The organism is Phreatobacter sp. GW821-FHT04C01, assembly GCF_059420385.1.
Genome location: NZ_JBWKTP010000008.1, coordinates 354,292 through 379,048 on the forward strand (window position 1 = coordinate 354,292; position 24,757 = coordinate 379,048).

26 protein-coding genes and 1 pseudogene are annotated in these 24,757 nt (G+C 67.9%); 11 read left to right on the forward strand and 16 right to left on the reverse strand.

Annotated elements, in window-relative coordinates:
- Positions 1 to 28: 28 nt before the first annotated feature.
- Positions 29 to 793: a siderophore-iron reductase FhuF gene (gene fhuF / locus AC07WJ_RS27430; RefSeq protein ID WP_494937863.1), complete on the reverse strand. Its 765-nt coding sequence runs from the start codon at positions 791 to 793 to the stop codon at positions 29 to 31.
- Positions 794 to 923: 130 nt separating this feature from the next.
- Positions 924 to 1,646 (reverse strand): TetR/AcrR family transcriptional regulator, encoded by a 723-nt coding sequence (locus AC07WJ_RS27435; RefSeq protein ID WP_494937864.1) that lies wholly within the window; start codon positions 1,644 to 1,646, stop codon positions 924 to 926.
- 117 nt (positions 1,647 to 1,763) lie between these two features.
- Here AC07WJ_RS27435 and AC07WJ_RS27440 point away from each other — a divergent pair, with 117 nt between their 5' ends.
- The gene (locus tag AC07WJ_RS27440) at positions 1,764 to 1,979 is read left to right on the forward strand and encodes a hypothetical protein (RefSeq protein WP_494937865.1); all 216 of its coding nucleotides are present in this window, start codon (positions 1,764 to 1,766) and stop codon (positions 1,977 to 1,979) included.
- Between the two features lie 20 nt (positions 1,980 to 1,999).
- Here the strand turns inward: AC07WJ_RS27440 and AC07WJ_RS27445 are convergent, their stop codons facing one another.
- Positions 2,000 to 2,452 (reverse strand): anthrone oxygenase family protein, encoded by a 453-nt coding sequence (locus AC07WJ_RS27445; RefSeq protein ID WP_494937866.1) that lies wholly within the window; start codon positions 2,450 to 2,452, stop codon positions 2,000 to 2,002.
- A gap of 168 nt (positions 2,453 to 2,620) precedes the next feature.
- Between AC07WJ_RS27445 and AC07WJ_RS27450 the strand changes: the two genes are divergently transcribed.
- Positions 2,621 to 3,058 carry a MarR family winged helix-turn-helix transcriptional regulator gene (locus AC07WJ_RS27450; RefSeq protein WP_494937867.1) on the forward strand — a complete coding sequence of 146 codons (438 nt, stop codon included), beginning with the start codon at positions 2,621 to 2,623 and terminating at the stop codon, positions 3,056 to 3,058.
- Positions 3,059 to 3,062: 4 nt separating this feature from the next.
- Here AC07WJ_RS27450 and AC07WJ_RS27455 read toward each other — a convergent pair whose 3' ends face one another.
- From AC07WJ_RS27455 to AC07WJ_RS27470, 4 genes are all read right to left on the reverse strand, one after another.
- Positions 3,063 to 3,872: a helix-turn-helix domain-containing protein gene (locus AC07WJ_RS27455; RefSeq protein WP_494937868.1), complete on the reverse strand. Its 810-nt coding sequence runs from the start codon at positions 3,870 to 3,872 to the stop codon at positions 3,063 to 3,065.
- Between the two features lie 63 nt (positions 3,873 to 3,935).
- Complete coding sequence (locus AC07WJ_RS27460) at positions 3,936 to 6,659, reverse strand: 2-oxoglutarate dehydrogenase E1 component (protein WP_494937869.1); 2,724 nt, start codon at positions 6,657 to 6,659, stop codon at positions 3,936 to 3,938.
- A gap of 34 nt (positions 6,660 to 6,693) precedes the next feature.
- A complete protein-coding gene (locus AC07WJ_RS27465) occupies positions 6,694 to 7,611 on the reverse strand; it encodes an NAD(P)-dependent oxidoreductase (protein WP_494937870.1) in 918 nt (305 codons plus the stop codon).
- Positions 7,612 to 7,665: 54 nt separating this feature from the next.
- Entirely contained in the window at positions 7,666 to 9,096 is a 1,431-nt protein-coding gene (locus AC07WJ_RS27470) for an aldehyde dehydrogenase family protein (protein WP_494937871.1), read from the reverse strand.
- A gap of 177 nt (positions 9,097 to 9,273) precedes the next feature.
- Between AC07WJ_RS27470 and AC07WJ_RS27475 the strand changes: the two genes are divergently transcribed.
- Both AC07WJ_RS27475 and AC07WJ_RS27480 read left to right on the forward strand, forming a co-directional pair.
- Positions 9,274 to 10,362 (forward strand): TRAP transporter substrate-binding protein, encoded by a 1,089-nt coding sequence (locus AC07WJ_RS27475; RefSeq protein ID WP_494937872.1) that lies wholly within the window; start codon positions 9,274 to 9,276, stop codon positions 10,360 to 10,362.
- 20 nt (positions 10,363 to 10,382) lie between these two features.
- Positions 10,383 to 11,804 (forward strand): FAD-binding oxidoreductase, encoded by a 1,422-nt coding sequence (locus tag AC07WJ_RS27480; protein WP_494937873.1) that lies wholly within the window; start codon positions 10,383 to 10,385, stop codon positions 11,802 to 11,804.
- Positions 11,805 to 11,840: 36 nt separating this feature from the next.
- On the opposite strand, the gene AC07WJ_RS27485 is transcribed toward AC07WJ_RS27480, so the two are convergent.
- The 3 genes from AC07WJ_RS27485 to AC07WJ_RS27495 form a co-directional block, all read right to left on the reverse strand.
- Entirely contained in the window at positions 11,841 to 12,224 is a 384-nt protein-coding gene (locus AC07WJ_RS27485) for a DUF427 domain-containing protein (RefSeq protein ID WP_494937874.1), read from the reverse strand.
- A 150-nt stretch (positions 12,225 to 12,374) separates the two neighbouring features.
- Positions 12,375 to 14,045, reverse strand: a complete 1,671-nt coding sequence (leuA, locus tag AC07WJ_RS27490; protein ID WP_494937875.1) for a 2-isopropylmalate synthase — start codon at positions 14,043 to 14,045, stop codon at positions 12,375 to 12,377.
- 388 nt (positions 14,046 to 14,433) lie between these two features.
- Entirely contained in the window at positions 14,434 to 14,595 is a 162-nt protein-coding gene (locus tag AC07WJ_RS27495) for a hypothetical protein (RefSeq protein WP_494937876.1), read from the reverse strand.
- A 332-nt stretch (positions 14,596 to 14,927) separates the two neighbouring features.
- Here AC07WJ_RS27495 and AC07WJ_RS27500 point away from each other — a divergent pair.
- Positions 14,928 to 15,023, forward strand: a pseudogene (locus AC07WJ_RS27500) (aminoacyl-tRNA deacylase); the annotation flags it as partial.
- 7 nt (positions 15,024 to 15,030) lie between these two features.
- On the opposite strand, the gene AC07WJ_RS27505 reads toward AC07WJ_RS27500, so the two are convergent.
- Together AC07WJ_RS27505 and AC07WJ_RS27510 are read right to left on the reverse strand one after the other, a co-directional pair.
- Positions 15,031 to 15,792 carry a sulfite exporter TauE/SafE family protein gene (locus tag AC07WJ_RS27505; protein WP_494937877.1) on the reverse strand — a complete coding sequence of 254 codons (762 nt, stop codon included), beginning with the start codon at positions 15,790 to 15,792 and terminating at the stop codon, positions 15,031 to 15,033.
- 33 nt (positions 15,793 to 15,825) lie between these two features.
- Positions 15,826 to 16,608 (reverse strand): AraC family transcriptional regulator, encoded by a 783-nt coding sequence (locus tag AC07WJ_RS27510; RefSeq protein ID WP_494937878.1) that lies wholly within the window; start codon positions 16,606 to 16,608, stop codon positions 15,826 to 15,828.
- A gap of 207 nt (positions 16,609 to 16,815) precedes the next feature.
- Here AC07WJ_RS27510 and AC07WJ_RS27515 point away from each other — a divergent pair, with 207 nt between their 5' ends.
- From AC07WJ_RS27515 to AC07WJ_RS27525, 3 genes are all read left to right on the forward strand, one after another.
- Positions 16,816 to 17,139 carry an ArsR/SmtB family transcription factor gene (locus AC07WJ_RS27515; protein ID WP_494937879.1) on the forward strand — a complete coding sequence of 108 codons (324 nt, stop codon included), beginning with the start codon at positions 16,816 to 16,818 and terminating at the stop codon, positions 17,137 to 17,139.
- Between the two features lie 43 nt (positions 17,140 to 17,182).
- Complete coding sequence (locus tag AC07WJ_RS27520) at positions 17,183 to 17,647, forward strand: SRPBCC domain-containing protein (RefSeq protein WP_494937880.1); 465 nt, start codon at positions 17,183 to 17,185, stop codon at positions 17,645 to 17,647.
- A gap of 166 nt (positions 17,648 to 17,813) precedes the next feature.
- Complete coding sequence (locus tag AC07WJ_RS27525) at positions 17,814 to 18,467, forward strand: peptidylprolyl isomerase (RefSeq protein WP_494937881.1); 654 nt, start codon at positions 17,814 to 17,816, stop codon at positions 18,465 to 18,467.
- Positions 18,468 to 18,550: 83 nt separating this feature from the next.
- Here the strand turns inward: AC07WJ_RS27525 and AC07WJ_RS27530 are convergent, their stop codons facing one another.
- From AC07WJ_RS27530 to AC07WJ_RS27545, 4 genes are all read right to left on the reverse strand, one after another.
- The gene (locus tag AC07WJ_RS27530) at positions 18,551 to 19,195 is read right to left on the reverse strand and encodes an HD domain-containing protein (RefSeq protein WP_494937882.1); all 645 of its coding nucleotides are present in this window, start codon (positions 19,193 to 19,195) and stop codon (positions 18,551 to 18,553) included.
- A 224-nt stretch (positions 19,196 to 19,419) separates the two neighbouring features.
- Positions 19,420 to 19,842 (reverse strand): DUF3597 domain-containing protein, encoded by a 423-nt coding sequence (locus tag AC07WJ_RS27535; protein WP_494937883.1) that lies wholly within the window; start codon positions 19,840 to 19,842, stop codon positions 19,420 to 19,422.
- A gap of 86 nt (positions 19,843 to 19,928) precedes the next feature.
- Complete coding sequence (locus AC07WJ_RS27540) at positions 19,929 to 20,756, reverse strand: SRPBCC family protein (protein ID WP_494937884.1); 828 nt, start codon at positions 20,754 to 20,756, stop codon at positions 19,929 to 19,931.
- Positions 20,756 to 21,070, reverse strand: a complete 315-nt coding sequence (locus tag AC07WJ_RS27545) for a hypothetical protein (protein ID WP_494937885.1) — start codon at positions 21,068 to 21,070, stop codon at positions 20,756 to 20,758. Before AC07WJ_RS27545 ends, AC07WJ_RS27540 begins: the two co-directional genes overlap by 1 nt.
- A 129-nt stretch (positions 21,071 to 21,199) precedes the next feature.
- Between AC07WJ_RS27545 and AC07WJ_RS27550 the strand changes: the two genes are divergently transcribed.
- Genes AC07WJ_RS27550 through AC07WJ_RS27560 form a run of 3 tightly spaced genes read left to right on the forward strand, consistent with a single transcriptional unit; the run spans position 21,200 to position 24,650 of the window.
- Positions 21,200 to 22,336: a PspA/IM30 family protein gene (locus AC07WJ_RS27550; protein ID WP_494937886.1), complete on the forward strand. Its 1,137-nt coding sequence runs from the start codon at positions 21,200 to 21,202 to the stop codon at positions 22,334 to 22,336.
- A gap of 1 nt (position 22,337) precedes the next feature.
- Positions 22,338 to 22,982, forward strand: coding sequence for an OB-fold-containig protein (locus AC07WJ_RS27555; protein WP_494937887.1), 645 nt, complete (start codon positions 22,338 to 22,340; stop codon positions 22,980 to 22,982).
- Between the two features lie 3 nt (positions 22,983 to 22,985).
- Positions 22,986 to 24,650 carry a flotillin family protein gene (locus AC07WJ_RS27560; RefSeq protein ID WP_494937888.1) on the forward strand — a complete coding sequence of 555 codons (1,665 nt, stop codon included), beginning with the start codon at positions 22,986 to 22,988 and terminating at the stop codon, positions 24,648 to 24,650.
- Positions 24,651 to 24,757: the final 107 nt, after the last annotated feature.

A 24,757-nucleotide genomic window follows, 5' to 3' on the forward strand; every position in this document is an offset into this window, starting at 1 on the left:
CGCCGAAGCGGCGCGCCGGACGCGATCGTCAGGCCCGAACGCCGGATGCCCGCCGCTCGGCCGCCCCGGGCTCCGCCCGCTCCTGCCTGACGATCGGACAGGTGCCGCAATAGCCCTGTCCGGGAATGAGGTAGCGGATACAGCAAATCCGCCGGCGCCTGCCGGTCCGGCCTTGCGGGTCGCGGTAATAGACCGGCGCAAACAGCGGATTGGACCGCCCGTCGGGCCTCGCCCGGCTGGCGAGCAATTCCTGGCCGTGGACCACCCCCGGGCAGGCGGCCGAGCCCGTTCGCCCGGCGGTCGCCACGGCATGTTCGAAATAGTTGCCGGCATTGCTCCAGAGCACCCGTGGCGTGATGCCGGTTTCACGCGCCAGGGCGCCGATGACCAAGGCAAGATGATCGTCGATCAGCGCCCCGAAACGCAGCTCCGCCGATGCCGGCTTGAACCCGGCTCCGACCGGGCCGAGTTTCAGCGCCTCGACCCGCCCGTCGGCAGCCAGGACCAAGCCGATATCGCCCAGCCCGACCGGCAGCGCCCAGTCGGCCAGCATGCTGGTGGCGAGCACAGGTTCCAGCACCACCGCAAACAGCCATTTCGACCAGAGCGACGCAATCGCGCGCTGGTCCTGGCCCGGATAGGCCGCGCCGAAACGCACCAGGAGCTCGCGCAGGATCTCCGCGTCGACGAGATCGACGCCGCGCACGGCCTCGCGCCGATCATCGGCATAGGCAATCTTCGGCTTGAGAAATGCCAGAGGCCCGTCGAGCAGCGGCGCGAGCGCGTTGGTCACCTCGCCTCCCGGCCCTGGTCATCACACCGCGCCGATCTCTATAGGTTTCCCGAAAAAGCCGCAAACTCAATAGTTTAAACGAATTCTAAGGTGTCGCCGCCTGGCGCCGCGACGCCAGGCGGCGACACGATCAGTCCTCGGGCAGCAGCGTCAGTTGCAGCGCCATCTGGCTGGTGCGGGCGCGCGGCTTGGCCGGCGGGGCGGCCTCCGGCGCGCGTGGCGGCGCCCCGCCTGCCCGGACGATGGCACCGGCCATCCGCTCGATCGCGGCGGCATCGTCGTCGATGCGGCTGGTCAACAGCTGGAACCAGTTGAAGCCGACATAAAGCGTCAGCAGCATCTCGACATCGGTCTCGGCGATCTCGCCCCGCTCGGCGGCGCGCGCGAAAATATGCCTGGGATGGTCGAGCCGTTCGGGCAGGAATTTGTTGCGCAACGCGTCAAGTGCCGCCTCGCTCGCCTGCGCCTCCGCCACCAGGGCACGAAAGGCGCGGCCCGAAGGGCTCTCGCGCCAGAAAGCCCAGAGCGCGCGGGTGAACGCCGTGAGGTCGCCCGCCAATGAGCCGGTATCGGCGCCGGCGATCGAGGCCGTCTTGTCCTCGGCATAAACGGCGATGAACAGGTCCGCCTTGGTCGGCCACCAGCGATAGATGGTCGGCTTGCCGGCGCCTGCCCGGCGGGCGACCTCGTCGATCGAGAAGCCGGCATAACCGCGTTCGACGAGCAAGGCGCGCGCCGCGGCGAGCACCGCGGTCTCGCTGTCCGGATTGCGCCGCGCGCCCACCGACGCGCGACGCACGGCCGGTTTCGGTTTCGGTTTCAGCTTTGGCTTCGGATTTCGTCCAACCGCCATGGCGATCTCCCGGGAACAGCTTTTTCATAAACGCCCCCTTGTCGTAACGAAACGAGCCGTCTATATCAAGCGCCACATAAGAACGATCCGTATCGTTTCAATATGGAAATCCTCGCCATGACCTTCGCCCGCACCGCCGCGCTCGCGCATGTCCGCTTCCTGGCCGCATTGATGTTCGGCGCCTATGTGCTGATCAATGTCGTGCTGTTCGTCCTTGCTCCGTTCACTCAGGGCTGGCCGACCTGCGCCGTCACCGCCCTCGCCGTGCCGCCCATGGTGCTCGGCATGGTTCACCTGGTGATCCCGCTGGCGCGCCGCCCGCAGCGGCCGTGATCCCCGGCGTGGACCTCGCCTCACCGGCTGATCGCGATCACGCCCAGGACCGCGGAAATCAGGCCGAGCGCGATCCTGGCCGCATGCAGCCGAAGCCAGAGGTCAAGCGTCGCCGGGACCTCGGCAAGCGGAACCGACTTTGCCGCGAAGGTGGCATTGGCCGGCAGGTGCCAGGCGAATGTGATGACGGTGATGCCGAGGATCGCGCCCAGGGATGCAAGCCACAGCCAGCGCGCGGCCGGCGCGTGCCAGTCGAACCAAAGCGATCCGCCGAGCCCGATCAGCGTCGGGACCACGAATAGCGGGATGGTGCGGCCGATCAGCTGGCCATTGGCACCGAACCAGTCGAGGAAGTCGGCCGGTGCCAGGCTCTTCCAATAGGCACCGAAGGACAGGCCGATATTCAGCATGGCGCCGGCGAAGGTGGCGGCGCCGCAAATGGCCATGATGTTGAAGACGAGGCGTGCGGTCATGGCGAAATGCTCCTCTTGCGAGCGGCCGGTGATCCATGGATCGGGTCGGAAATGTCATGGCGGGCAGTGGTTCCCTGCCAGGGCCCGAGGCACCGGCGGCCCGCGCTTGCGGATGATCCGATCGCATTGTTATATAGCATACGATACATTTAAATAGCAAGCTATGCAATGACCTTTCGACGCACCCGTTCCGCCGGCTATATGACCAATTGGGCCGCGCGGCTGTTTGCCCGCGCCATCGATCGCCGGCTGAAGGAGATCGGCGTCTCCTCCGGCCATCTTCCGGTGTTCTTCGCACTGGGCGACGGCGCGGCCCTGTCGCAGAAGGCGCTCACCGAAGCCGCCGCCATCGAGCAGCCGACCATGGCGGCGACGCTGGCCCGCATGGAGCGCGACGGCCTCATCGCGCGCCGGCCCGATCCCCAGGACGGCCGCAGCAGCCTGATTTCGCTGACACCGGAAGCCATGGCGAAGATGCCGGCGGTGCGCGCGGCGATCGCGGCGGTCAATGCCGAGGCGTTGAGGGGGCTGGACGAGGCCGAGCGCGAGGTGTTCCTGAAGGCTCTGGCGACAGTCGTGGACGGCCTGGAGAAGGCCGGAGCCTAAGCGTTCACCGCCGCCCGGCGCCGGCGCGGACGTCGGATTCCTGCGCCAGCGTCTCGCCAATGGTCGCCGCCGTGCGCCGCAACGCCGGAAGAATGCCGGCGAGCAGGCGCGCCCGCTGTCCGGCGCCGCGCAGCACGAGGCTGCTCAGCGCGGCCTCGGTCTGGCCGTTGACGACGACCGGCACGGCGACCGCCCAGATCTGCGACTGATAGACGGCATCGAGATAGCGCTCATGGGCAAAGGCGTGGCCGTCGCGGCGGGCGGCGGCCAGCCGCTCGTCGAGACTGGCCCAGAGTTCCGGTGCCGTGTCCCAGATCTCCTGGGATTGCCTGAGCCTCGCGAGCTGGGCCTCCAGCGCTTCGGGGGCAAGCCCGGCGAGTTGCACGATACCGGTAGCGGTGGCGAGCAATGGGATGCGGGCGCCGAGCCGGCCGGGGATCGACAGGCCCTTGGCGTTGCGGTTGGTGTAGGCGATCACCATCGCATTGTCTTCGAGCGTCGCCAGGTTGGACGGCCAGCCGATCTCGGCCCGAAGCTCCTCGATCAGCGGCTCGGCCAATTGCACCAGCCGCGAGGCGGCGTCGAAGCCGCTGCTCAGCGTCTTGGTCCGGGCGGTGACGCCGAAGGTCGCCCCGTCGGAACGGCGATAGACGTAACCGGCCTCGATCAGCGTCTCCAGAATGCGCACCACGGTGGGCTGCGGCAGCTTGGCGGCGCGCGCGAGATCGGTCGCGGTGATCGGCCCCTCCTCGCTGACGAGGCGAAGCACGGTCAACCCGCGGGTAATGGCGCGAACAGGTTCAAAGGACGGCATCGCTGGATGATGTCGGACTGCGGCCGATCCCGAAAGGCCTCCGTCGAGCGAACCGGGAGGCGGTCAAAACGGGCGCGTCGCTCCGGCCGCATCAATCATCGGCAGGTGGTCGAGGTCAAGCGCGCGCCTGACGATCTGCTCCTGTTCGCTTTCGTGTCGCTCGATCGAGCCGCCGGCGGCGACCGGCAAGCGCGGCCGGGCAACCGCGCCGAGGGGACGGCCGGCGGCAAGCCCGGTGCGCCGCATGAGCTCCAGGACATGAGCCAGCGCTCCCTGGTTCTCCGGCTCCTCCTGGCACCAGATCCATTCGGCCGCGCCGTGCGATTCGAGCGCCGCGGCGAGCCTTGCGGCCGGAAAGGGATAGAGCTGTTCGAGCCGGATGAGCGCGACCTCGCGGTCGAGCCCCAGCACCGCACGGGCTCGCGCCAGGTCATAAGCGATCTTGCCGGAGCACAGCACGACGCGCCTTGCGCCGGGCACATCGTCTTCGCCAATGACCTCGCGGAACGACGTGCCGGCGGCCATGTCGGCGAGATCCGAGACGCAGGCCTTGTGCCGCAGCAGCGATTTCGGCGCGACCACGAAAAGCGGCTTGCGCCAGGGCGCGACGACCTGGCGGCGCAACAGATGGAACAGATTGGCCGGCGTCGTGGGATTGGCGACGATCATATTGCCGCCGGCGCAAAGTTGCAGCAGCCGTTCGATGCGGGCCGAGGAATGATCCGGCCCCTGGCCCTCGAGCCCGTGAGGCAGCAGGACCACGAGGCCGGACATCATCTCCCACTTGGCCTCGGCCGAGACGATGAACTGGTCGACCATGATCTGCGCGCCGTTCAGGAAGTCACCGAACTGTGCCTCCCAGAGCGTCAGCCGATCGGGATCGGCAAGACTGTGGCCATATTCGAAGCCGAGCACGGCATATTCCGACAGCGGGCTGTTGACCGCCTCGAACCGGGTGCCACCAAGCGAAGCGGCCGCGAGCGGCACCGCCGCCCGGCCCGTCTCGACGTCATGGACCGCGAGGTGGCGCTGGGTGAAGGTGCCACGCACGCTGTCCTGGCCGGAGAGGCGCACCGCCCTGCCCTCGGCGAGCAGCGAGGCCAAGGCGAGCGCTTCGGCGGTGGCGAAATTGATGCCGGCCCCCGCCTCAAGGCTGTCGAGCCGTGCCCGGTAGAACTGCGCCACCTTGGGATGGACGTTGATGTCGGGCGGGATGGTCGAGGCCGTCAGCCCGATGCGGCGCAGCACCTCCAGCGGCACGCCCGACGCGACCGGCAGCAGGATCTGCTCAGCGCCGGCACGCCGGATCGCGGCCCAGTTGGGCGGGCCGGCCGGCCCGTCATTCGGCCGCAGGCTGTCTATGCCCTCATAACCACGCTGCAGCAGCGCGTGAAATTCGCCGGCGACGGCATCGATCTGTGCTGCCGCGGCCGGATCGGCCAGGGCGACCGCCTCGCCGAAGCTCTTGCGCAGCGCCGGCCGGCCGTCGACCGCAGCCCAGATTTTCGGCTGGGTGAAGCGCGGCTCGTCCAGCTCGTTATGGCCGTTGCGGCGATAACAGACGAGGTCGATCAGGATGTCGCGGCGGAAGCGTCGGCGCCAGGCCAGGGCGAGCCGCGCGACGCGCGCCACCGCCACGGGATCGTCGCCGTTGACGTGCAGCACCGGTGCGCCCACCGCCTTGCCGACATCGGTGCAATAGCGCGAGGACCGGCCTTCGGAGGCCGTGGTGGTGAAGCCGATCTGGTTGTTGACCACGAGATGGACGGTGCCGCCGACATCGTAACCGACAAGGCCACCGAGCTGCAGCACCTCGCTGACCAGGCCCTGGCCGGCGAAAGCCGCATCGGTATGGAGCAGCAGGCACAGCACCTCGTCGGCACCGGGCGTCCGCCTCGCCCGGGCAAGCCCGGTGGCGACGGGCGCCACCGTCATGAGATGCGAGGGATGCGGCGAGATCGAAAGCTTCATGCGATGCGCGCCATGGACGAGCTCGCCGGCATAGCCGAGGTGATAGGGTACATCGCCGGTAAAGTCGGGACCGCCCTCGGTCAGGTCGCGGCCCTTGATCTCGGCGAGCAGCACGCCGACCGGCTTGCCGAGCACGGTGGCGAGCGTCGCCAGCCGGCCGCGATGCATGCCGCCGATCGCCGTCTCCTCGAAGCCGGCGAGACAGGCGTCCCTGAGCAGCTCGCGCAGGAACACCATGGCGGTTTCCGCCCCCTCGATGCCGAAGCGCTTCTTGGACGGGAACTTGACCTTGACGAAATTCTCGAAGGTATCGGCGAGCACGATGGCCTCCAGCGCGCGCGCCTGGAGATCCGGCTCGGCAGAGGCGGCAAAGGCCTCCTCGAAGGCCTCGTGAAGCCAGTCGCGGGCGGCGTCGTCGGTCACCTGGGCCGCCTCCAGGCCGACCGAGCCGGCATAGAGGCCGCGCAGGTCGCTCGCCAGCGCGCCGACCGTCGTCGCCCGGTGCCCGCCGCCGATCGCGACGCTGGTTTGCCGACCCGGCGCCGCCTCGACCTCGCGGCGGAGCATTTCGAGCGCCGGCACCGGCTGCCTGATATCGAGGCCGAGCGGGTCGAGCCCGGCCTCCAGGTGGCCATGGAGACGATAGGCCTCGACCAGCCGGCGCGCCAGCGCATCGCCGGTCGTGGCGGGAGCCTCGTCCCTGCCCTCCTCCTCGAAATGCACCCGCCAGTCGGCCGGCACCGACAACGGGTCGCGCCGGTAGCGGGCATAGAGGTCGAGGAAATAGGCGCTGTCGGTGCCAAGCGGCAACGTCATGGCAAGAGGCTCCCGGCAACCATGAGACCGCGCGTCAGGATCTGGCCGGCAGGCGCGGCGGGATGACACCGGCAAGATCGCACCAGGCATCGAGCAGCGCCGAGAAGTCCTTGCCGCCGAAGCCGCGCGAGCGGGCGAGCTGCAGGCATTCGCGCGCCGCGGCTCCCATGGCCAGCGGCACCTTCATGGCCGAGGCCGAGGCGAGCGCCAGCCCCAGGTCCTTGTGGGCGAGATCAATCTGGAACCCCGGCTCGATATCGCCGGCCAGCACCTTGACCGGGAAATTGGTCTTCAGGTGGCCGTTATTGGCGGTCGTGCCGTTGAGAATGTCGATGGTGCGCTCGGGATCGAGGCCAAAACGGGTGGCGAGCGTCAGCGTCTCGGCATTGAGCTGGCAGGCGGCGATGGCGAGATAGTTGTTCACCACCTTCATGCGGATGCCGGTGCCGACCGCGCCGCAGTGATGGATGGTCGAGCCCATCGCCTCGAGCATGGGTTTGACCTGCTCGAAATGCGCCGGCTCCGCGCCGACCATGAACAGGCATTCGCCGCGATCGGCATGGGTGGCGAGCCGGCCGACCGGCGCATCGACGAAGCCGAGGCCGGCGGCCTGGGCCCGAGCCGCCACCGCGTCGGTATCGAGCGGATCGATGGTGCTCATATCCACGACGACGGCGCCGGGCCGGGCCGCCGGCACGATGCCGTCGAGCACGACGCTGCGCACCTCCGCGGAGGCCGGCAGCATGGTGAAGATGACGTCGCTGCCCGCCGCCACCTCGGCGATCGAGGCGGCGCCCCGGCCGCCGATCGCGGTGAGCGCTGCGATCGCCTGCGGGTTGACGTCGAAGGAGAGCGCCTGAAAGCCCTTCTTCTGCAGGTTGGAGGCCATGGGCCGGCCCATGCGGCCGAGGCCGATGAAGCCGATCCTGGTGGAGGTAGCGGATGCCGACATGGGAGTTTCCTCGGGCTTTGTCACGATTGTTTCGTCACGAAGGATTGGCCGGCCTCAGACCGACAGGTAGCTGGTCTTGATCTGGGTATAGAACTCGACCGCGTAACGGCCCTGCTCGCGTGGGCCATAGCTCGACGCCTTCCGCCCGCCGAAAGGCGTGTGATAGTCGACACCGGCGGTCGGCAGGTTGAGCATGGTCATGCCGGCCTGGACGTTGCGCTGGAAATGGCGGGCGTGTTTCATCGACGTCGTGGCGATGCCGGCCGACAGGCCGTAATCGGTGTCGTTGGCAACCGCCAGCGCCTCGTCGTAGTCGGCGACGCGAATGACCGTCGCCACCGGCCCGAAGACCTCCTCGCGGTTGATCCGCATGGCATTGGTCGTATCCGCGAACAGGGTGGGCGCGAGGTAATAGCCGCGGGTGTCGAGTTCCAGCGCCTGGCCGCCGGCGGCAAGCCGGGCATTCTCGGTCTTGGCGATGTCGATATAGCCGAGGTTCTTGGCGAACTGGACCTCGTCGATGACCGGCCCGATCTGTGTTTCCGGCCTCAGGGCATGGCCGACGCGCAGCCTGGCGAGCCGCTCGGCGCAGGCCTTGACGAAGGCGTCGTGGATACCGGAGGTGACGATCAGCCGGCTGGACGCGGTGCACCTCTGGCCCTGCTGGAAGAAAGCGCCGTTGACCGCGATGTCGGCGGCGACGTCGAGATTGGCGTCGTCGAGCACGACGAGCGGGTTCTTGCCGCCCATCTCCATCTGGCAACGGATGAGCCGCTCGGCGCAGGCCACCGCGATGCGTCGGCCGGTGCTCGACGAGCCGGTGAAAGACACCGCATCGGCCTGGGCGATGACGGCGGCACCGACATCCTGGCCGCGCCCGATCACCATGTTGAAGACACCTGCCGGAATGCCCGAGGCGGCGACGATCTCGGCGATCGCGACCGAAATGGTCGGGGTCTTCTCCGAGGGCTTCCAGACCACGCCATTGCCGAAGGCGAGCGCCGGCGCGATCTTCCACATCGGCGTCGCCACCGGGAAGTTCCACGGCGTGATCAGGCCGACCACGCCGACCGGATCGCGGGTCACCTCGACATCGACATTCGGCCGCACGGAGCCGAGCTTTTCGCCCGGCATGCGCAGCGCCTCGCCGGCGAAGAAGCGCGCGATATGGCCGGCGCGGACGACCTCGCCCAGCGCGTCGGGAACGGTCTTGCCGCCCTCGCGGGCGAGGATGCCGGCGAGCCGCTCCTTGTTGTCGAAAATGCCGCGGGCGATGGCGTCGAGCACCAGCGAGCGCTGTTCGAGCGTCGCCGCGCCCCAGGCCGGCTGTGCCTTGCGCGCCGCACCGAAGGCCGCCCCGACATCGGCGACGGTCGCCAGCCCATAGCTGCCGATGCCGTCGCTCAGGTCGGAGGGATTGCGGATCTCGAGCGCCTCGGATCCGCCGGTCCAGCTTCCGCCGATCAGATTCTTCTCAAGCAGCATCGCAATCCTCCAGGCTCATCCGGCTTCGTTGGGCGGCTGGCGGGCGACGTGCGCCGCACGCCACCCGTCCATGTCGCTGTTCGACTAGCACCATCCGCGACGTCATGCTAGATTTGAATTGATAATTCATAGAATGAATAAATCTCCCGAACCTACGGGAGATCACTGGAGGAAGCGATGAAGAGACGTGCGTTCCTGACATCAGCGACATCGGGCGCGGTAGGCGCCCTCGCCCTGGCGGCGCCGGCGGTCGCGCAGACCGAGCCGGCCATTCGCTGGCGGCTCGTTTCGAGCTTTCCGAAAAACCTCGACGTGCTCTATGGCTGCGCCGAGGTGCTGGCCAGGAATGTCGCCGAGGCCACCGACAACCGGTTCCAGATCCAGGTCTTCGCCGCCGGCGAGGTGGTGCCCGCCCTGCAGGCGCTCGACGCGGTCAGCAACAACACGGTCGAGATCTGTCACTCGGCCGCCTATTATTACGTCGGCAAGGACCCGGCCTTCGCCTTCGGCACGCATGTGTCCTTCGGGCTCAACACGCGCCAGCAGAATGCCTGGGCCTATCACGGCGAGGGCAAGGCCCTGCTTGCCGATTTCTTCAGCAAGTTCAACGTCGTGGCGCTTCCCGGCGGCAATACCGGCTGCCAGATGGGCGGCTGGTTCCGCAAGGAGATCAACGGCGTCGACGACATCAAGGGCCTGAAGTTCCGCATTTCCGGCCTGGGCGGCAATATCCTGGCCAAGCTCGGCGCGGTGCCCCAGCAGGTCGGCGGCGGCGACATCTATCCGGCGCTGGAGCGCGGCACCATCGACGGGGCCGAGTTCAACGGTCCCTATGACGACGAGCGGCTGGGGCTCTACAAGGTTGCGCCCTATTATTACTATCCGGGCTGGTGGGACGGCAGTTCGATGGAGCACTTCTTCATCAATATCGGCCAGTGGGACAAGCTGCCGAAATCCTACCAGGCGGCTTTGACCTCGGCCGCGGCGCTGGCCAATGTCGACTGCGTGGCGCGCTACGACGTGGTCAACCCGCCGGCGCTGCGCCGGGTGGTCGCCGGCGGCGCCAAGCTCAGGCCGTTCTCGCCGGAGATCATCGATGCCGCTCACAAGGCCGCGATGGCGCTCTATGACGAGCTTTCGGCCTCCAATGCCCAGTTCAAGACCTTCTATGACAGCATGCGCAAGTTCCAGAACGACTCGAGCATCTGGTACCAAGCATCCGAATATTCCTATGACAGCATCGTGCTGAGGACGCTGAGGCGCTGACGAGACGAGCGGGGCCGGCCATGACGACGGAAACCTCCCTGGGCCGGTCCCGGCCCCCACCTCAGGCGCTGGCGGACGTGGTCCGCCGGCTCGCCGAGCGTTTCGGCGAGCGCCTTTCGACCGCCGAGATCGTTCGCCGCCAGCACGCCCACACCATTACCTGGGTCGCCAACGAGCCCGCCGATGCCGTGGTGTTTCCCCGCACGACCGAGGACGTCGCCGCCATCGTGGCGCTCTGCGCCGCGTACCAGGTGCCGGTGATCCCCTTCGGCACCGGCACCTCGGTCGAGGGGCATGTCAACGCGCCGCATGGCGGCATCACCGTCTCGCTGCGCGACATGACCGGCATCCTCGCCGTCCATTCCGATGACCTCGATTGTCGGGTCGAGGCCGGCGTGACGCGCAAGAGCCTGAACGAGCACCTCAGGGCGACCGGGCTGTTCTTCCCGATCGATCCGGGCGCCGACGCCTCGCTCGGCGGCATGGCCTCGACCCGCGCCTCCGGCACCAATGCGTTGCGCTACGGCACGATGAAAGACAATGTGCTGGGGCTCACCGTGGTACTGCCGAACGGCGAGGTCGCCCGGACCGGCGGCCGGGCGCGCAAATCCTCGGCGGGCTACGACCTGACCCGCCTGATGATCGGCGCCGAGGGCACGCTCGGCATCATCACCGAGCTGACCTTGAAGCTGCACGGCATTCCGGAGGCCATCTCGGGCGGCATCTGCCCGTTCCCGACCGTCGCGGCCGCCTGCGAGGCGGTCATCGCGACGATCCAGTCGGGCATTCCGGTCGCCCGCATCGAGCTTCTCGATACCTTGCAGGTACGCGCGGCCAATGCCTATTCCAGGCTGACGCTGGCCGAGACACCGACCCTGTTCGTCGAGTTCCACGGCAGCCATTCGGGGGTGGCGGAACAGGCGGCGGGCTTCGGCGCGATCGCCGAAGAGCACGGCGGCGGACCGTTCCAGTGGGCTGCTGAGGCGGAAGAGCGCAACCGGCTGTGGACCGCGCGCCACGACGCCCATTGGGCCGCCTCGGCGCTGAAGCCGGGCGCCAAGGTGATTTCGACCGATGTCTGCGTGCCGATTTCGCAGCTGGCCGAATGCGTCGTGGCAACCCAGCGCGACATCGCCGAGACCAGGCTGATCGCGCCGATCGTCGGCCATGTCGGCGACGGCAATTTCCACGTGCTGGTCCTGGTCGACATGGAAAGCGCTGGCGAGATCGCCACGGCGGAGGCCTTTCTCGGCCGGCTCGTCGCACGCGCCCTCGCCGGCGGCGGCACCTGCACCGGTGAGCACGGCGTCGGCCAGGCCAAAATGAAATACCTCGCCGCCGAGCATGGCGAGCCGGCGCTCGCCGCCATGCGCGCGATCAAGGCCGCGCTCGATCCGCACGGCGTCATGAACCCCGGCAAGCTCGTGCCGTCGGCACCATAGCGACAGGCGGAGCGCTTCAAGCCCTCGCCCGACGCGTCAAGCCGCCGGCCGTTCCTCGATCGCGTCGACCCTGTCGGGGTAGAAAGCGACGTGGTCCTTGATCGCGGCGACCGCCGCGTAAGGCGCCTCGTAGCTCCATACCGCGTTGACCGATCTCTCGCCGCCGGCGGGGATGCTGAAATAGGCGCAGTCGCCCTTATAGGGGCAATAGGTTGAATGATCGGTCCGTTGCAGCAGCGCCATATCGACATCGCCGCGCGGGATATACTGGACCGGCGGCAGGCTCGCCTCGCGCAACGTGAGAGCGTTCCGGCTGTCGGCGACGACCTTGCCGGCGACCGTCACGACGAGGCGCGCCGGGTTCGGCGTGATGGTGATGGGATGATCCGGGCCGGGGATCTTGATCGGCTTCGCAGTCATGGCGCCATCCCTCGGAACCTCGCGAGAACGTTCAGATTAGCCCGCATGCCGCTTTGTGCGCCACCCTTGCCCGCAGGCTCACGCGTTCTTGACATTGGCCCGGCCGAACCGGGCGCCGGCCCGAATGGCCGACGCCCTGCCCTCACCCGCTCACACCGCGTTGGCCGCGCCGAGCACGGCCTTCACCGAGGCGGTGGCGACATCGCCGTCGATGCCAATGCCGAAGACGGTACGGCCATCGGCCAGGCGGCATTCGACATAAGCCGCGGCCTGGGCATCCGACCCGCGGCGTAGCGCATGTTCGTGATAGTCGACCACTTCCAGGTCGATGCCGCAGCCGTCGTTCAGCGCCGCCACCACACCGGAAATGAGACCGTTGCCGATGCCCGAAATCGCCCGCACTTCGCCATCCATGCTGATATGGCCGGCGAAACGCCGCTTCTCACCGGGCCGGCGCAGGCCCGCCTCCTCGTAGTCGACCAGGGCGAAGCGCTTGGTACCGTCGAGGTGATAGGCCGCCTGGAAGGCCTCCCAGATGCTCTCGGAGGTCATTTCCTTGCCGGTCCGGTCGGCGATTTCCTGGACGGCGCGGCTGAAATCGACCTGGAAACGGCGCGGCAGCTTGAGCCCCCGGTCCTGTTCCAGCACCCAGGCGACACCGCCCTTGCCGGACTGGCTGTTGACCCGGATCACCGCCTCGTAGGTCTCGCCGAGGTCGGCCGGATCGATCGGCAAATAGGGCATTTCCCAGACGCCGTCATTGCGCGTCTCGTGCGCGGCGAAGCCCTTCTTGATGGCGTCCTGGTGCGAGCCGGAAAAGGCGGTGAACACCAGTTCGCCGGCATAGGGGTGGCGCGGATGCACCGGCAGGCCGTTGCAATGCTCCACCGTGCCGACCACCTCGCGCATGCCGGAGAAATCCAGTTTGGGATCAATGCCTTGCGTGTAGAGATTCAAGGCCAGAGTCACCAGGTCGACATTGCCGGTGCGCTCGCCATTGCCGAACAGGCAGCCCTCGACCCGGTCGGCGCCGGCCAGCAGGCCCAGTTCGGTGGCGGCCACGCCGGTGCCCCGGTCGTTATGCGGATGCAGGCTGATGACGACCGCGTCGCGGCGCGAGATGTTGCGGCAGAACCACTCGATCTGGTCGGCATAGATATTGGGCATGGCGACCTCGACGGTCGCCGGCAGGTTGAGGATGACCGGGTTCTCCGGCGTCGGCTGGAACACGTCCAGCACCCGCTCGCAGACCTCCAGCGCGAATTCGGGCTCGGTGAAGGAAAAGGTCTCCGGCGAATATTCGAAGGTCCAGCGCGTCTCCGGCTGCTTGCGGCTTTCGGCCAGCATGGTGCGCGCACCGGCGACCGACAGCGCGATGATCTCGGCCTTGTCCATGCCGAACACCACGCGCCGGAACAGAGGTGCGGTCGCGACATACATGTGAACGATCGCCTGGCGTACCCCCTTCAGGGACTCGAAGGTTCTGACGATCAGGTCTTCGCGCGCCTGGGTCAGCACCTGCACGGTGACGTCGTCGGGGATCTTGCCGCCGTCGATCAGGTTGCGGACGAAATCGAACTCGGTATCGGAGGCCGAGGGAAAGCCGATCTCGATCTCCTTGAAGCCGATCTTCAGGAGCATGTCGTAGAAGCGCAGCTTCTTGTCCACGCCCATGGGGTCGGCCAGCGACTGGTTGCCGTCGCGCAGGTCGGTCGAGACCCAGCGCGGCGCGGCCTCGATGCGGCGCGACGGCCATTGTCGGTCGGCCAGCGCCACGGGGGCCGCGAAGGGACGATATTTCGAGTCAGGATTGGTCAGCATGATGTTGTCTCGCTTGAGCTTTTCGGTATTCGAATGAAAGGGTCGAATACGGCGTGGCCGGCGTGAAGGACGCGGGCCGTGCTCCAGCCGTCGGGCGGCCGTCAGTCCCGACGGCTGCCGATAAGTCGCGAGGCCGCCGGGCTGAGGCCCGCACGACGCGATACACCACGATCAATCAGGAAAGACTTCGATGGTTCTTCCATCGGCATGACGGCACCCGTGCGGTCGACAACCCCAAACGACGTTCCCCCGCCTCCCTCAGGAGGACGGGCAGACAAGTCGAAGGGTGGCGCCAAGGCACAGGGTCATGATGCCGGTGTCATCTCATGAGGCCGGCCGCCAAGTCAACCCGGATGTATCGAGCTCGACACACCCCGATCGGAACGCGTCAACCCCGCCAGACCGCCATCAGCAGCAGGACCAGCAGGACCGTCAGGATCGGCCACATGACCCAAGGCGACAGCGGGCCTTCCTTAAGCCAGGGGTCCGCCTGGCGTATGCCTTCGGGCGCCGGGTAAGATGGCGTCCGGTCACGGGTTTTTGCCGGCATTGTTTCCTCCCTGCTCCTATCGCGGCTTTTTCGACTCGTCGATCTTCGCTTCGTCGGACCCTTCGATTGGGCAGGCCCCAGGAGGTCGATCGAGATGCGATAGCGCCGTGGTCCAAAGTGCTGGCGGTCCAAGGGGCTCGTCGTCAACGACCTGTCGCCCCGCGTGTCAGGATCGGCCGCCATTGCTTCGGCATCCCGCATCCGGCGCGGTTCCGCCATTCGCCGGCCATCGCCAGCGAGCCTTGCGCTATTCTACTCTCGTTTGCGGCGTGAGCCAAAGGCGTCTTGCCGCCTCGGCGCGCTGGCCAGAAGCGAGCCGTCACAGCTCAGCGGGCGGCGACCACAAGTCGCTGGTGCATGTCACCGGCGACGCCTTCCGCAGCCTCACGCGGGATGCGCAGCGGGCCCGCTTCAGCCACCCGGCGTGACCGGCGCTCAGAACCAGTAGCGCCAAGCGTAGACGACCGTCATCACCGCACCGGCCAGGATGACGGACCGCTGGACCAAGCGTCCCGGCAGGATACGGACGAGCACGCCGCCGGCATAACCGCCGACCAGCGCGCCGGCGAGCATGACCAGGGTCTCCGGCCAGCGCACCATGCCCTGGCTGATGAAAATGACGATGGCGGCAAGGCTGACGGCGGTGGCAAGCAGGTTCTTCAAGACCTTGACCTTGCGGATGTCGTTCGGTTCGGCGATCGACAGGACCGCGGTCAGGATGACGCCGAGGCCGGCGCCGAAGAAGCCGCCATAGACGGAGGCGCCGGCGAGCACGCCGAGACCGGCCGTCCGCGACGGCGCCGCCCCGCCACGCCGCCTCTCCGCCCAGGCCTGGATGTCGGGTGCGAAGGCGAAGAGCAGCGTGGCGAAACCGATCAAGGCCGGCACCGGCAGGACGAACAGCCGGTCGGGCAGCGCCCGCAGGAGCAGCGCGCCGATGACCCCGCCGGCCAGCGCGACGCCGAGCGCGGCGGCGAGCCGGCGATCGAGAGGCGGCAGCTTGGCCCGGTCGGCGAAAGCCGCGATCAGGTGGCCGGGCGAGATCGCCACCGCGTTGGAGGCATTGGCGATGACCGGCGGCAGGCCGGCCGCCAGCATGACCGGAAAGGTGACGAGCGTCGCGCCGCCGGCGACCGCATTGATGATGCCACCGGCCAAGCCCGCCAGGAACAGAAGAATCGCGACGCCCAAGTCCATGCCAGGCCCTCTCCGGATCGGCCCAGGGCTAGATCACGCGGGCGGTGACGTCTGGAACATTTGTGACGGGGCGATCCCCTCCCGATAGGCCGCAGGCGTGACGCCGAAGACGCGCCGGAACTGCCGGCCGAAATGGCTCTGGTCGGAAAAGCCGAGTTCGGCTGCCGTGTCGGCGATCGGCGCGCCGGCGCGCAACCGGTCGCGCGCCGCGTTCAGCCGCGCGACGATGCGCCAGGCATGCGGCGGCAGGCCGGTCGTGCGGGCGAAGCGCCGGCTGAACGTTTCGCGGGCCATGCCGGCGCGCGCGGCGAGCCGGCCGATGCTGGCGCTTCCCGCAACCAGCCCGGCGCGTCCGGCCGCCGGGCCTGGCGTGATTACGGCCGCGCCCATCCGTTCCAGAAGGCGCGCCGAGATGCGGGCCGTGAGGTCGGCCGGCGCGAGCGTGGCCGCAAGGTCCACCATATCCGGCAGATCGATCACCACGGCCGGCCCAGCGATCGCCGGTGCCGGCGGGTAGAGATTGAGGCAGCGTGTGCCGGCATGAAGCTCCGGCAGGCTGCGATGCGGCAAGCCCGCCGGAACGACCGCGCATTGCCCGGCCGCGACATCCAGCCTCGCGCCGCCAGCCTCGAAGGTCCGGGCACCCGCCAGCACCAAGGTGAGTTGCGTCGCCTCGTGAAAATGGGGCTTGAGGTCGGGCGCGCGATCGCCGGCCCAGCAGGCCAGTTCGATCGCTCCCGCGCCGCCGTCGCGCCAATAGGTCCAGGTCTCCATGCGGCGAATGGCGGGGCTCCCAGGCTGGTTTCCGGAGAGCATGCCATGTCCGGCGGCTCGCCGGCAGCCCTGGAGCCGCAGTGCCGGCGGGCTCCTTTTGCACGGCGGGACAAGGATTTGGCCGGCGCCGCGAGATCGCAGTCCAAGGCGCGCGGCCGACCTGCCGGCCCCGGCTCGGAAAAATTCGGCATTCGCTTGACGATAGCGATCTCGTTATATAAAAGGCTTGTTATATAACGAGTGACGCAAATGCCCCGTCTCGATGCTGCCTTTTCCGCCCTTGCCGACCCGACGCGGCGGGCCCTCCTCGCCCGGCTGGCGCTAGGGGAAGCCACCGTCATGGAGCTGGCCGAGCCCTTCGAGATGACGCAGCCGGCCATTTCCCGGCATCTGAAGGTGCTCGAGGGTGCCGGGCTCATCGAACGGCGCATCGAAGGCACCAAGCGGCCCTGCCGGCTGGCGGCGGGCGGCATCACCGAGATCGACCAGTGGCTCGCCATGCTGCGGGCCGCGCTGGCGACCAATTACGACCGGCTGGACCAGGTGCTGGCCGGCATGAACCCCGACGACTGAGCGACCCCGCCCCCGGACAACCCAGCCCCTGAAAGGAAGCCCCATGACCAAGCTCGTGCTCAAGACCGAAGGCGATCGCCATATCGTCGTCACCAGGCGCTTTGCAGCCTCGCCCGAAGCGGTCTATCGCGCCCATACCGAACCGAAGCTGGTCCAGAAATGGCTGCTCGGCCCCGATGGCTGGACCATGCCGGTCTGCGTCAACGAAGCCCGTCCGGGCGGCAAGATCCGCTACGAATGGAGCGACGGCAAAGGCGCCGGCTTCAGCCTGACCGGTGAATATGTCGAACTGGTCCCGTTCAGCCGGATCGTCCATGTCGAGCGCATGCATCTGCCCGACACGACCCCGGACAACCATGTGGAAACCCGCTTCGACAAGGACGGCGCGGGCACGCTGATGACCATGCGCATGACCTTGCCGGACGCCGAGACGCGCGCCGCCATGCTGGCGAGTGGCATGGAGCACGGCATGGAGGCGAGCTATGCCCGCCTCGAGGCGCAGGCCTGAGGCGTCACGGCGCGGCCACCGGTGAAAACCGGCACCACGTTCATCGCAGCCTCGTTGCGGCCCTGATACGACAGCCCAGCCATTGCCCGGCGCCGGCGGTTCCCCGATGATCGCGCGGGCCATGCCCGACCGGGCACGGCCACGCACGGGCAAGGACGAGGGGTTCATGACCGAACGGCATCCCATACGAGGCATTTCCATCATGCGCCGCCGCCTGCTCAACGCCATCCTGCCGGCGGTGCTCGCAGCCGGTGCCGTTTCGCTGGCTGGACGGGTGGGCGCCCAGGCCCGGCCGCCGCGGGTGAAGATCGCGACCGAGCTCGGCGATTTCGTCGTCGAGGTCTATCCGGATCGCGCGCCGGTCTCGGCCAACAACTTCCTCGCCTATGTCGACAAGGGGCTGCTCGACGGCCAGTCGGTCTATCGCATCGTGACCATGGCCAATCAGCCGGCCGACACGAAGCACAAGATCGAGGTGATCCAGTTCGGCTGGCGCGGTGCGGAGGGACAGGAGCCGCCATTGCCGCGCATCGCGCATGAAACCACCGATGTCATCGGCCTGAAGCACCTGGACGGTACGCTGTCGATGGCCCGGCTCGCCACCGGCACGGCGAGCGCCGCCTTCTTCATTTGCATCGGCGACCAGCCCTCGCTCGATTTCGGCGGCGGAAGGCATCCGGACGGCCAAGGCTTCGCCGCCTTCGGCAAGGTGGTGGAGGGCATGGATGTGGTCCGCCGCATCCACGCGACGCGCGCCGAGCCGGTCGAGCGCATCGCCCGCCCGGTGCTGATCAGCAAGGCGACGCGGCTGCCGCTGTAGGGCGCGATCGTTTCAGGCTGAAGCAGCCTGCTTTGCGCTCTATCGCCCGCCATGCCCTGGCTTCGAGCCGATCCGATCGGGCCTCAGATCTCGTCGAGAAATTCCTCCAGGAACCGCTTCAGCCGCTCATGCCGGATCCCGGCAAGGCGGGCGCCGGTCTGGGTTTGAAAGCCGGAGGCGAGTGTGAACAGCTTGGTGTGGAAGTGGTCGATGGCGAAGCGCTTGTCGTCATAGGCGCGCTCGCGGGCATGCGGATCGGCGGGCTCATAGAGCGCGCTGCCCATCCGGCCGGCGATATAGAAGCAGCGCGCCACCCCGACCATGCCGATCGCATCCAGGCGATCGGCATCCTGCAGGATCCTGGCTTCCAGGGTCGCCGGGGTGATGCCGGCCGAGAAGCTATGGGCTTCGATCGCATGCGCCACCGCGGCGATCCTCGCCTCCTGCCATCCGAGAGCGCCCAGCACGGCCGACGCCTTCATCGCCGCCAGGTGCGAGGCCTTGGCGCGCAGCGGCGAATTCTTCTCGACCGCGACGCTATCGTGAAGCAGCGTGGCCGCCAGCAGCACCTCGGTGTCGCCACCCTCGCCGGCCCGGATTTTCGCGGCGTTCTTCCAGACCCGCTCGAGATGCGAGACATCATGCGAGCCGTCGCCGGCCTGATCGGTGGCGTGCGGCAGCAGCGCGTCGGCAAGGTCGGCGAAGGGCGCGAAGGGCGAGGCGGTCATGCGATGTCCTGGCCGACGGAAGCGGGATCCACCGGCGCGATAGTGAAGCGCCAGCGGCACTCGGACGCATCGGCAGGAGATAAGACACCACCGAACCAACCCTCTCCCATTGGGAGAGGGTTGGTTCGTCTGCGCTTTTTGAGGTCGAAAGCCGCGCGATCGCCGAAACGAGAGCGCCCCTCCGGATCGATGTCCGAAGGGGCGCCGTCAGCTCAGGCCGAAGCTCAGTTCTTCAGATCGTCAGGCACCTTGCCGCCATTGGCGGCGAGTTTGACCATCACCTGCTTGTGCAGCCAGACGTTCATCGTGGCGGAGTCGCCGGTGTCGCCGGTGTAATTGAGCTCCTTGGCGAGCTCCTTGCGCGCCGCGAGGCTGCTGTCGAGATCGAGCAGTTTCATCAGGTCGACGATCGAGGTCTTCCAGTTCAACGGCTGCGAGGCTTTCGACGCGAGGTCGTTGAGCAGGGCTGCGACGTCGACGGTCGCCGCCGGAGCCGCAGCAGCGCCCGGAGCGGCACCACCTGCCGCGGCCGGAGCCGGACTGGCGGAGCCACCCGCGGGCTGGCCAGCCGCCGGCGCTGCCGGAGCCTCGGCCGCATTGGCGCGGCCGGGCAGAATCTTGTTCAGGATCGAGCTGAAAATGCTCATGCGGGTTCTCCAGTTTCACGTTGCCCCAAGGCGAAGCTAGCACGTCGATATCCGGAGACAATGACAAGGCGAGGAAAAGCACACACTCAACCAGACGCGGCATCTCCGCCCGGAGCCTTGAAATGCTCCGCCATCCATGTGTCCCAGGCCTTTTGCTGGCGTGCGGCCACCTGCGCGGCGCCCTCGCCATAAAAATAGAGGCTGACCGCAGCGCGCACGACGCCACCCCAGCTATAGGTGCCGATCAGCGCCAGGCCGGGCGCCGGCTGGTCGAGAATCATCGTCACCTCGCGGTGATTCAGCTGCTGGCCGACCCGCTCGACCTTGCCGGCGAGCACCGGCGCCGTGCCGGCGGGCGCCGCGCGCCGCTCGCCCGGAGCCGCGCCGGAAAGGTTGAGCTTTTCGGTCAGCAGGGCCCAGGCACCGTCCTCGGAGCCGGGATATTGGCCGGTCGGGCGGATCGACGTGCCCGGCAGCCCGGCGAAATGACCGAGATAGAGCCTGAGCACCACGAAGAAGGCGCCCCAGCCGGTTTCCATGCTGCCGAGTTCGTCGTCCCATTCGGCCGAGCTGGTGAACAGGCTGTGGACCAGCCGAACCACGCAGGTGCCGCCGGCGCGCGCCTGGATGACGAATTCGGTCCCGAGCGGTGGCGCGCCGTCGCTCCAGTCGGGCTCGACATAGGCAAAACGGCGCGGCGGCTCGAAGGCCGTTACCTCGCCCGTGGAGGCCATGTCCGGCCCGAGATGGAAGGCAACCTTGCCGCCTTGCCGTTCTTCGACCTCGGCGGGCACGAACCAGCAGGAGATACCGGGGCCGGTGGCAATCGCCGCCCAGACCTCTTCCGGCGTCCCCGGCAATTCGAATTCGAGCGTGACCGAGCGGCGCTCAGGCCCATGTTTGTCGACCGGCATCACGAAACCTCCCCGTTGGGCACGGCAACGCCTTCACCGATCCAGGCGGCCCCGACCAGGATCGGCACACCGACGGCCGTGGGATCGATGACGACGTCGATAGCGAACATGCGGCGCAGGTTAGATTGACAGGATTTGTTGTCAAGAAAGCGAAAAGACGATTCGGCCGCGGCGAGACGTCGCGCGGCCGCAGGTGAAAGGGCGATGGGAGGCCCCGCCCCCGGAGGGCACAGGTCGTGGGTGCCCGGGGCGAGCGCGGTCAAAACGATGCGGTGGCGTCGCGCTAAACTGGCATCGCCCATGAAACGGGCCAATCGCGCCCCTCGAATCCCCCGCATTGCTCCCACCGGGGATCGACCTTCTTTTCGATCCAGGCCCCCGCGTGGTAACATTCCCTAACGGCACCCTTGAAAGCACCAATGAAGTGCTTTATGTGTGGAGCCATGATGGACACGCTGCGAACCGACCAGTCGACCCTTCGATACGCGCTCGCTCCGGACGCCGCCGCGGTGCTGGCGATCGAGGAAACCTTCGCCGATTACGGCCTCATGCTGGCGATCCTGGCCGAGCTCTCGCCTGACGGCGGCGCCAATCTCGTGGCGCTGCACGACCTCGCTTATGAGACGATCCGCCAGCGCACTCGCCTGCCCTCGCGCCTGGTGACGCTGGGCCTTCGCGACTTCGCCAGCAACCGCACGACGGCCGGCCTCGGCGGCCTGCCGCTCGACGAGAAGCTGTTCGCCATCAAGGGTCCTTCGGCCCTCACCATCGCCACGGTCTATGGGCGCATCGTCGTGCCCTTCGACATTAGGGGTTATGCGCCGGGCTGGAACAGCGTCTTCCCGGCCCGGCTGATCGCCAGCGGCGGCCGTTACGAGATCGAGATCGGCGTCGTGCCGAAAATCTTGCCAATGGAGCAGAAGATGATGGTTCAGGAAGGTATTCTGTCCCGCATGGGACGGCTCATCGCCGGCGTCGCCAATGCCGCCATCGACAAGGCCGAAGGCACCAGCAAGGTCGCCGTGGTCGAACAGGCGATCCGCGAGATCGACACCGCCGCCGATGAAGCCCGTGTCGATCTCGGCAAGGCGCGCGCCGAGGAATTCCGGATCCAGAGCCGGCGCGGCGAAATCAGCGCCGACCTGACCGCACTCGACGACAAGATCCGGCTGGCGGTGAGTGAAGGTCGCGACGACCTGGCCAAGGCCGCGGTTGCCCGCCAGATCGACCTGGAATCGCAGATCGCCGCGCTCGACAAGGCGCTGGCCGATGCCGCCGCGCGCATCGACGACGGCCAGAAGGCCATGCAGGCGGTGCTCGCCACCCGGCGCGAGGCCGAGGCGCGGCTCGCCGAATTGAAGCGCAGCATCGCGCGTCACGCACCCGAGGAGGCCTCCGGCCGCACGACACGGCCCTCGGCCGAACTGGGTGCGGCGCGGGCCGCCGCCGCCGTCTCGCGGGTCACCGGCGTGCCCCGGACGGAGGCTTCGGGCGCCGCCGAGCTCGACGAGCTCGACCGGCTGCATCGCGAGCGCGCCATCGAGGCGCGGCTTGCCCGCTTCAAGTCCGGCGGCGGCTGATATGGAGCTGTTCCTCGCCGCGGATGTGCGCCCCTTCGCCATTGCCGCCGTGATGCTGTTCGGCCTGACCGCGATCGAGGTGCTGATGCTGGTCGTCGGCATCTCGCTGAGCGAGCTCGTCGACAAGTCCTTCGGCGAGCACGGCCTGTCGCATTCCTTGTCCTGGCTCAATGTCGGCGGCGTGCCGCTGATGGTGCTGATCCTGCTGGCGCTCGCCTGTTTCGCCGCCGCCGGCTTCCTCATCCAGGCCCTGGCGGCGGCGCTGATCCGGCCGCTGCCCGTGCTGATCGCCGCAGCCGGCGCGGTGGCCGCCGCCGTGCCCGCCGTCCGCTGGTCGAGCCGGCAGGTGGCACGGGTGGTGCCGCGTGACGAGACCTATGCCGTGGAGCTCGCCGATTTCATCGGGCGCACCGCCGAGGTGACCGTCGGCCCGCTCGATCAGGGCAAGCCCGGCCGCGTCCGCCTGAAGGATATTCACGGCAACTGGCACGTCGCCAATGCCCGCGCGGCACAGGCGCAAGACCGCATCCCGGTCGGCGCAACCGTGCTGCTGGTCGATCAGGCCAAGGGCATTTTCCTCGCCATTCCCGCGCCCGCCGACCTTGCGGCCGGACCTCCCCCATCCGACGGAACTCTGGAGCGCTGATCCATGTTCGAGCTCATCATCCCGGCGATCATCGGCATTATCGCCATTTGCGGCATCGGCTTCGTGCTGGCCTCGCTCTACAATCGCTCGTCGCGCGACGAAGCCTATGTGCGCACCGGCCTCGGCGGCCAGAAAGTGGTGCTCGACGGCGGCTCCGTGGTGCTACCGATCTTCCAGTCGATCGCCCGGGTCAACCTGAAGACCCTGCGCCTGGAGGTCCGTCGCGGCGAAGGCGAGGCCTTGATCACCAAGGACCGCATGCGCGTCGATATCGGCGCGGAGTTCTATGTGCGGGTCAAGCCGGACGCCTCTTCCATCGCGCTCGCCGCCCAGACGCTCGGCCAGCGCACCAACAATGTCGACGAATTGCGCCTGTTGATCGAAGCCAAATTCGTCGACGGCCTGCGCTCGGTCGCCGCCACGATGAACCTCGACGCGCTGCAGGAGCAGCGCATGGACTTCGTCAAGGCGGTGCAGGAGGCCGTTGGCGCCGACCTGCAATCGAACGGCCTGGAGCTGGAATCCGTGTCGCTGACCAGGCTCGACCAGACCGACATCAAGCATTTCAACGCCAACAACTTCTTCGACGCCCAGGGCCTGGCGGCGCTGACCCGGATCACCGAGGAACGCCGCAAGGAGCGCAATTCCATCGTCCGCGACACCGAAGTGGCGATCGCCCAGAAGGACCTCGAGGCGCGCCAGCAGACGCTGTCTATCGAGCGGACCAAGCGCGAGGCCGAGCTGACCCAGGAGCGCGACATCGCCAATAAGACGGCGGCGACCCGCGCCGAGACCGCGCAGAAGGAGCAAGCGGCCAAGAGGGCCGAGGAAGAGGCGCGCATCGAATCCGAACAGGCCATCGCCGAACGCGAGGCCGCGGCCCGGCGCGCCCGCGAGACCGCCAATATCGAGGCGGCCCGCGACGTCCAGCAGAAGGACACCGAAGCCAAGCGCGACCTGCAGATCGTTTCGCAGGAAAGCGCCATCGCGGTGTCCAACAAGAGCCGCGAGGAATCGGATGCCAAGGCGGCCGCCGAAATCGCCCGCGCGCTCGCCATCGCCGCTGAGGAAAAGGTCGGCACCGCCAAGGCGGTGGAAATCGCCGAACGCGAGAAGCAGATCGCGGTCATCGACGCCCGCATGAAGGCCGAGACCGAGGCGACCGCCGTGACCGTCAAGGCCGAGGCCGAGAAGCAGGCGGCCCTCGACCAGGCCGCGGCCATCACCACGCTCGCCGAGGCCGAGGCCCAGGCCGCCAAGGTGAAGGCGAGCGGCATGCTGGACATCGGCCGGGCCGCGGCCGAGAACGAATCCACGCTCAACCAGGCCCGCAACAAGCTGAGCGCCGAGGTCATCGCCTTCGAGGTCGCCCGCGAGCGGCTGCGCGTCATCCCGCAGGCATTGGCCGAGGCGGTGAAGCCGATCGAGAAGATCTCCGACATCAAGATCTTCGACACAGGCGGCATGCTCGGCCGTGGCGGCAATGGCGCCGCCGGCGGTAGCGGCGTCGGCCTCGGCGACGGCATCGCCGGCCAATTGCTGGCCTACCAGGCCAACAAGCCGATCCTCGACCGGGTGCTGCGCGAGGCCGGATTCGAGGGGCCGGACGCGGTGACCGCTCTGCTCAACGGCGTAGGCGACAAGGCGGCGCCGGCCAAGCCGGAGTGAAGGCGTGCATGGAACCCTCGCCCACGTCTTCGTCTACGGCATGCACACGTCTCTAAGTGTCCAGCCCTTTGCGATGGCGCGGAAATATTCGAGGCCGTGACGCGAGG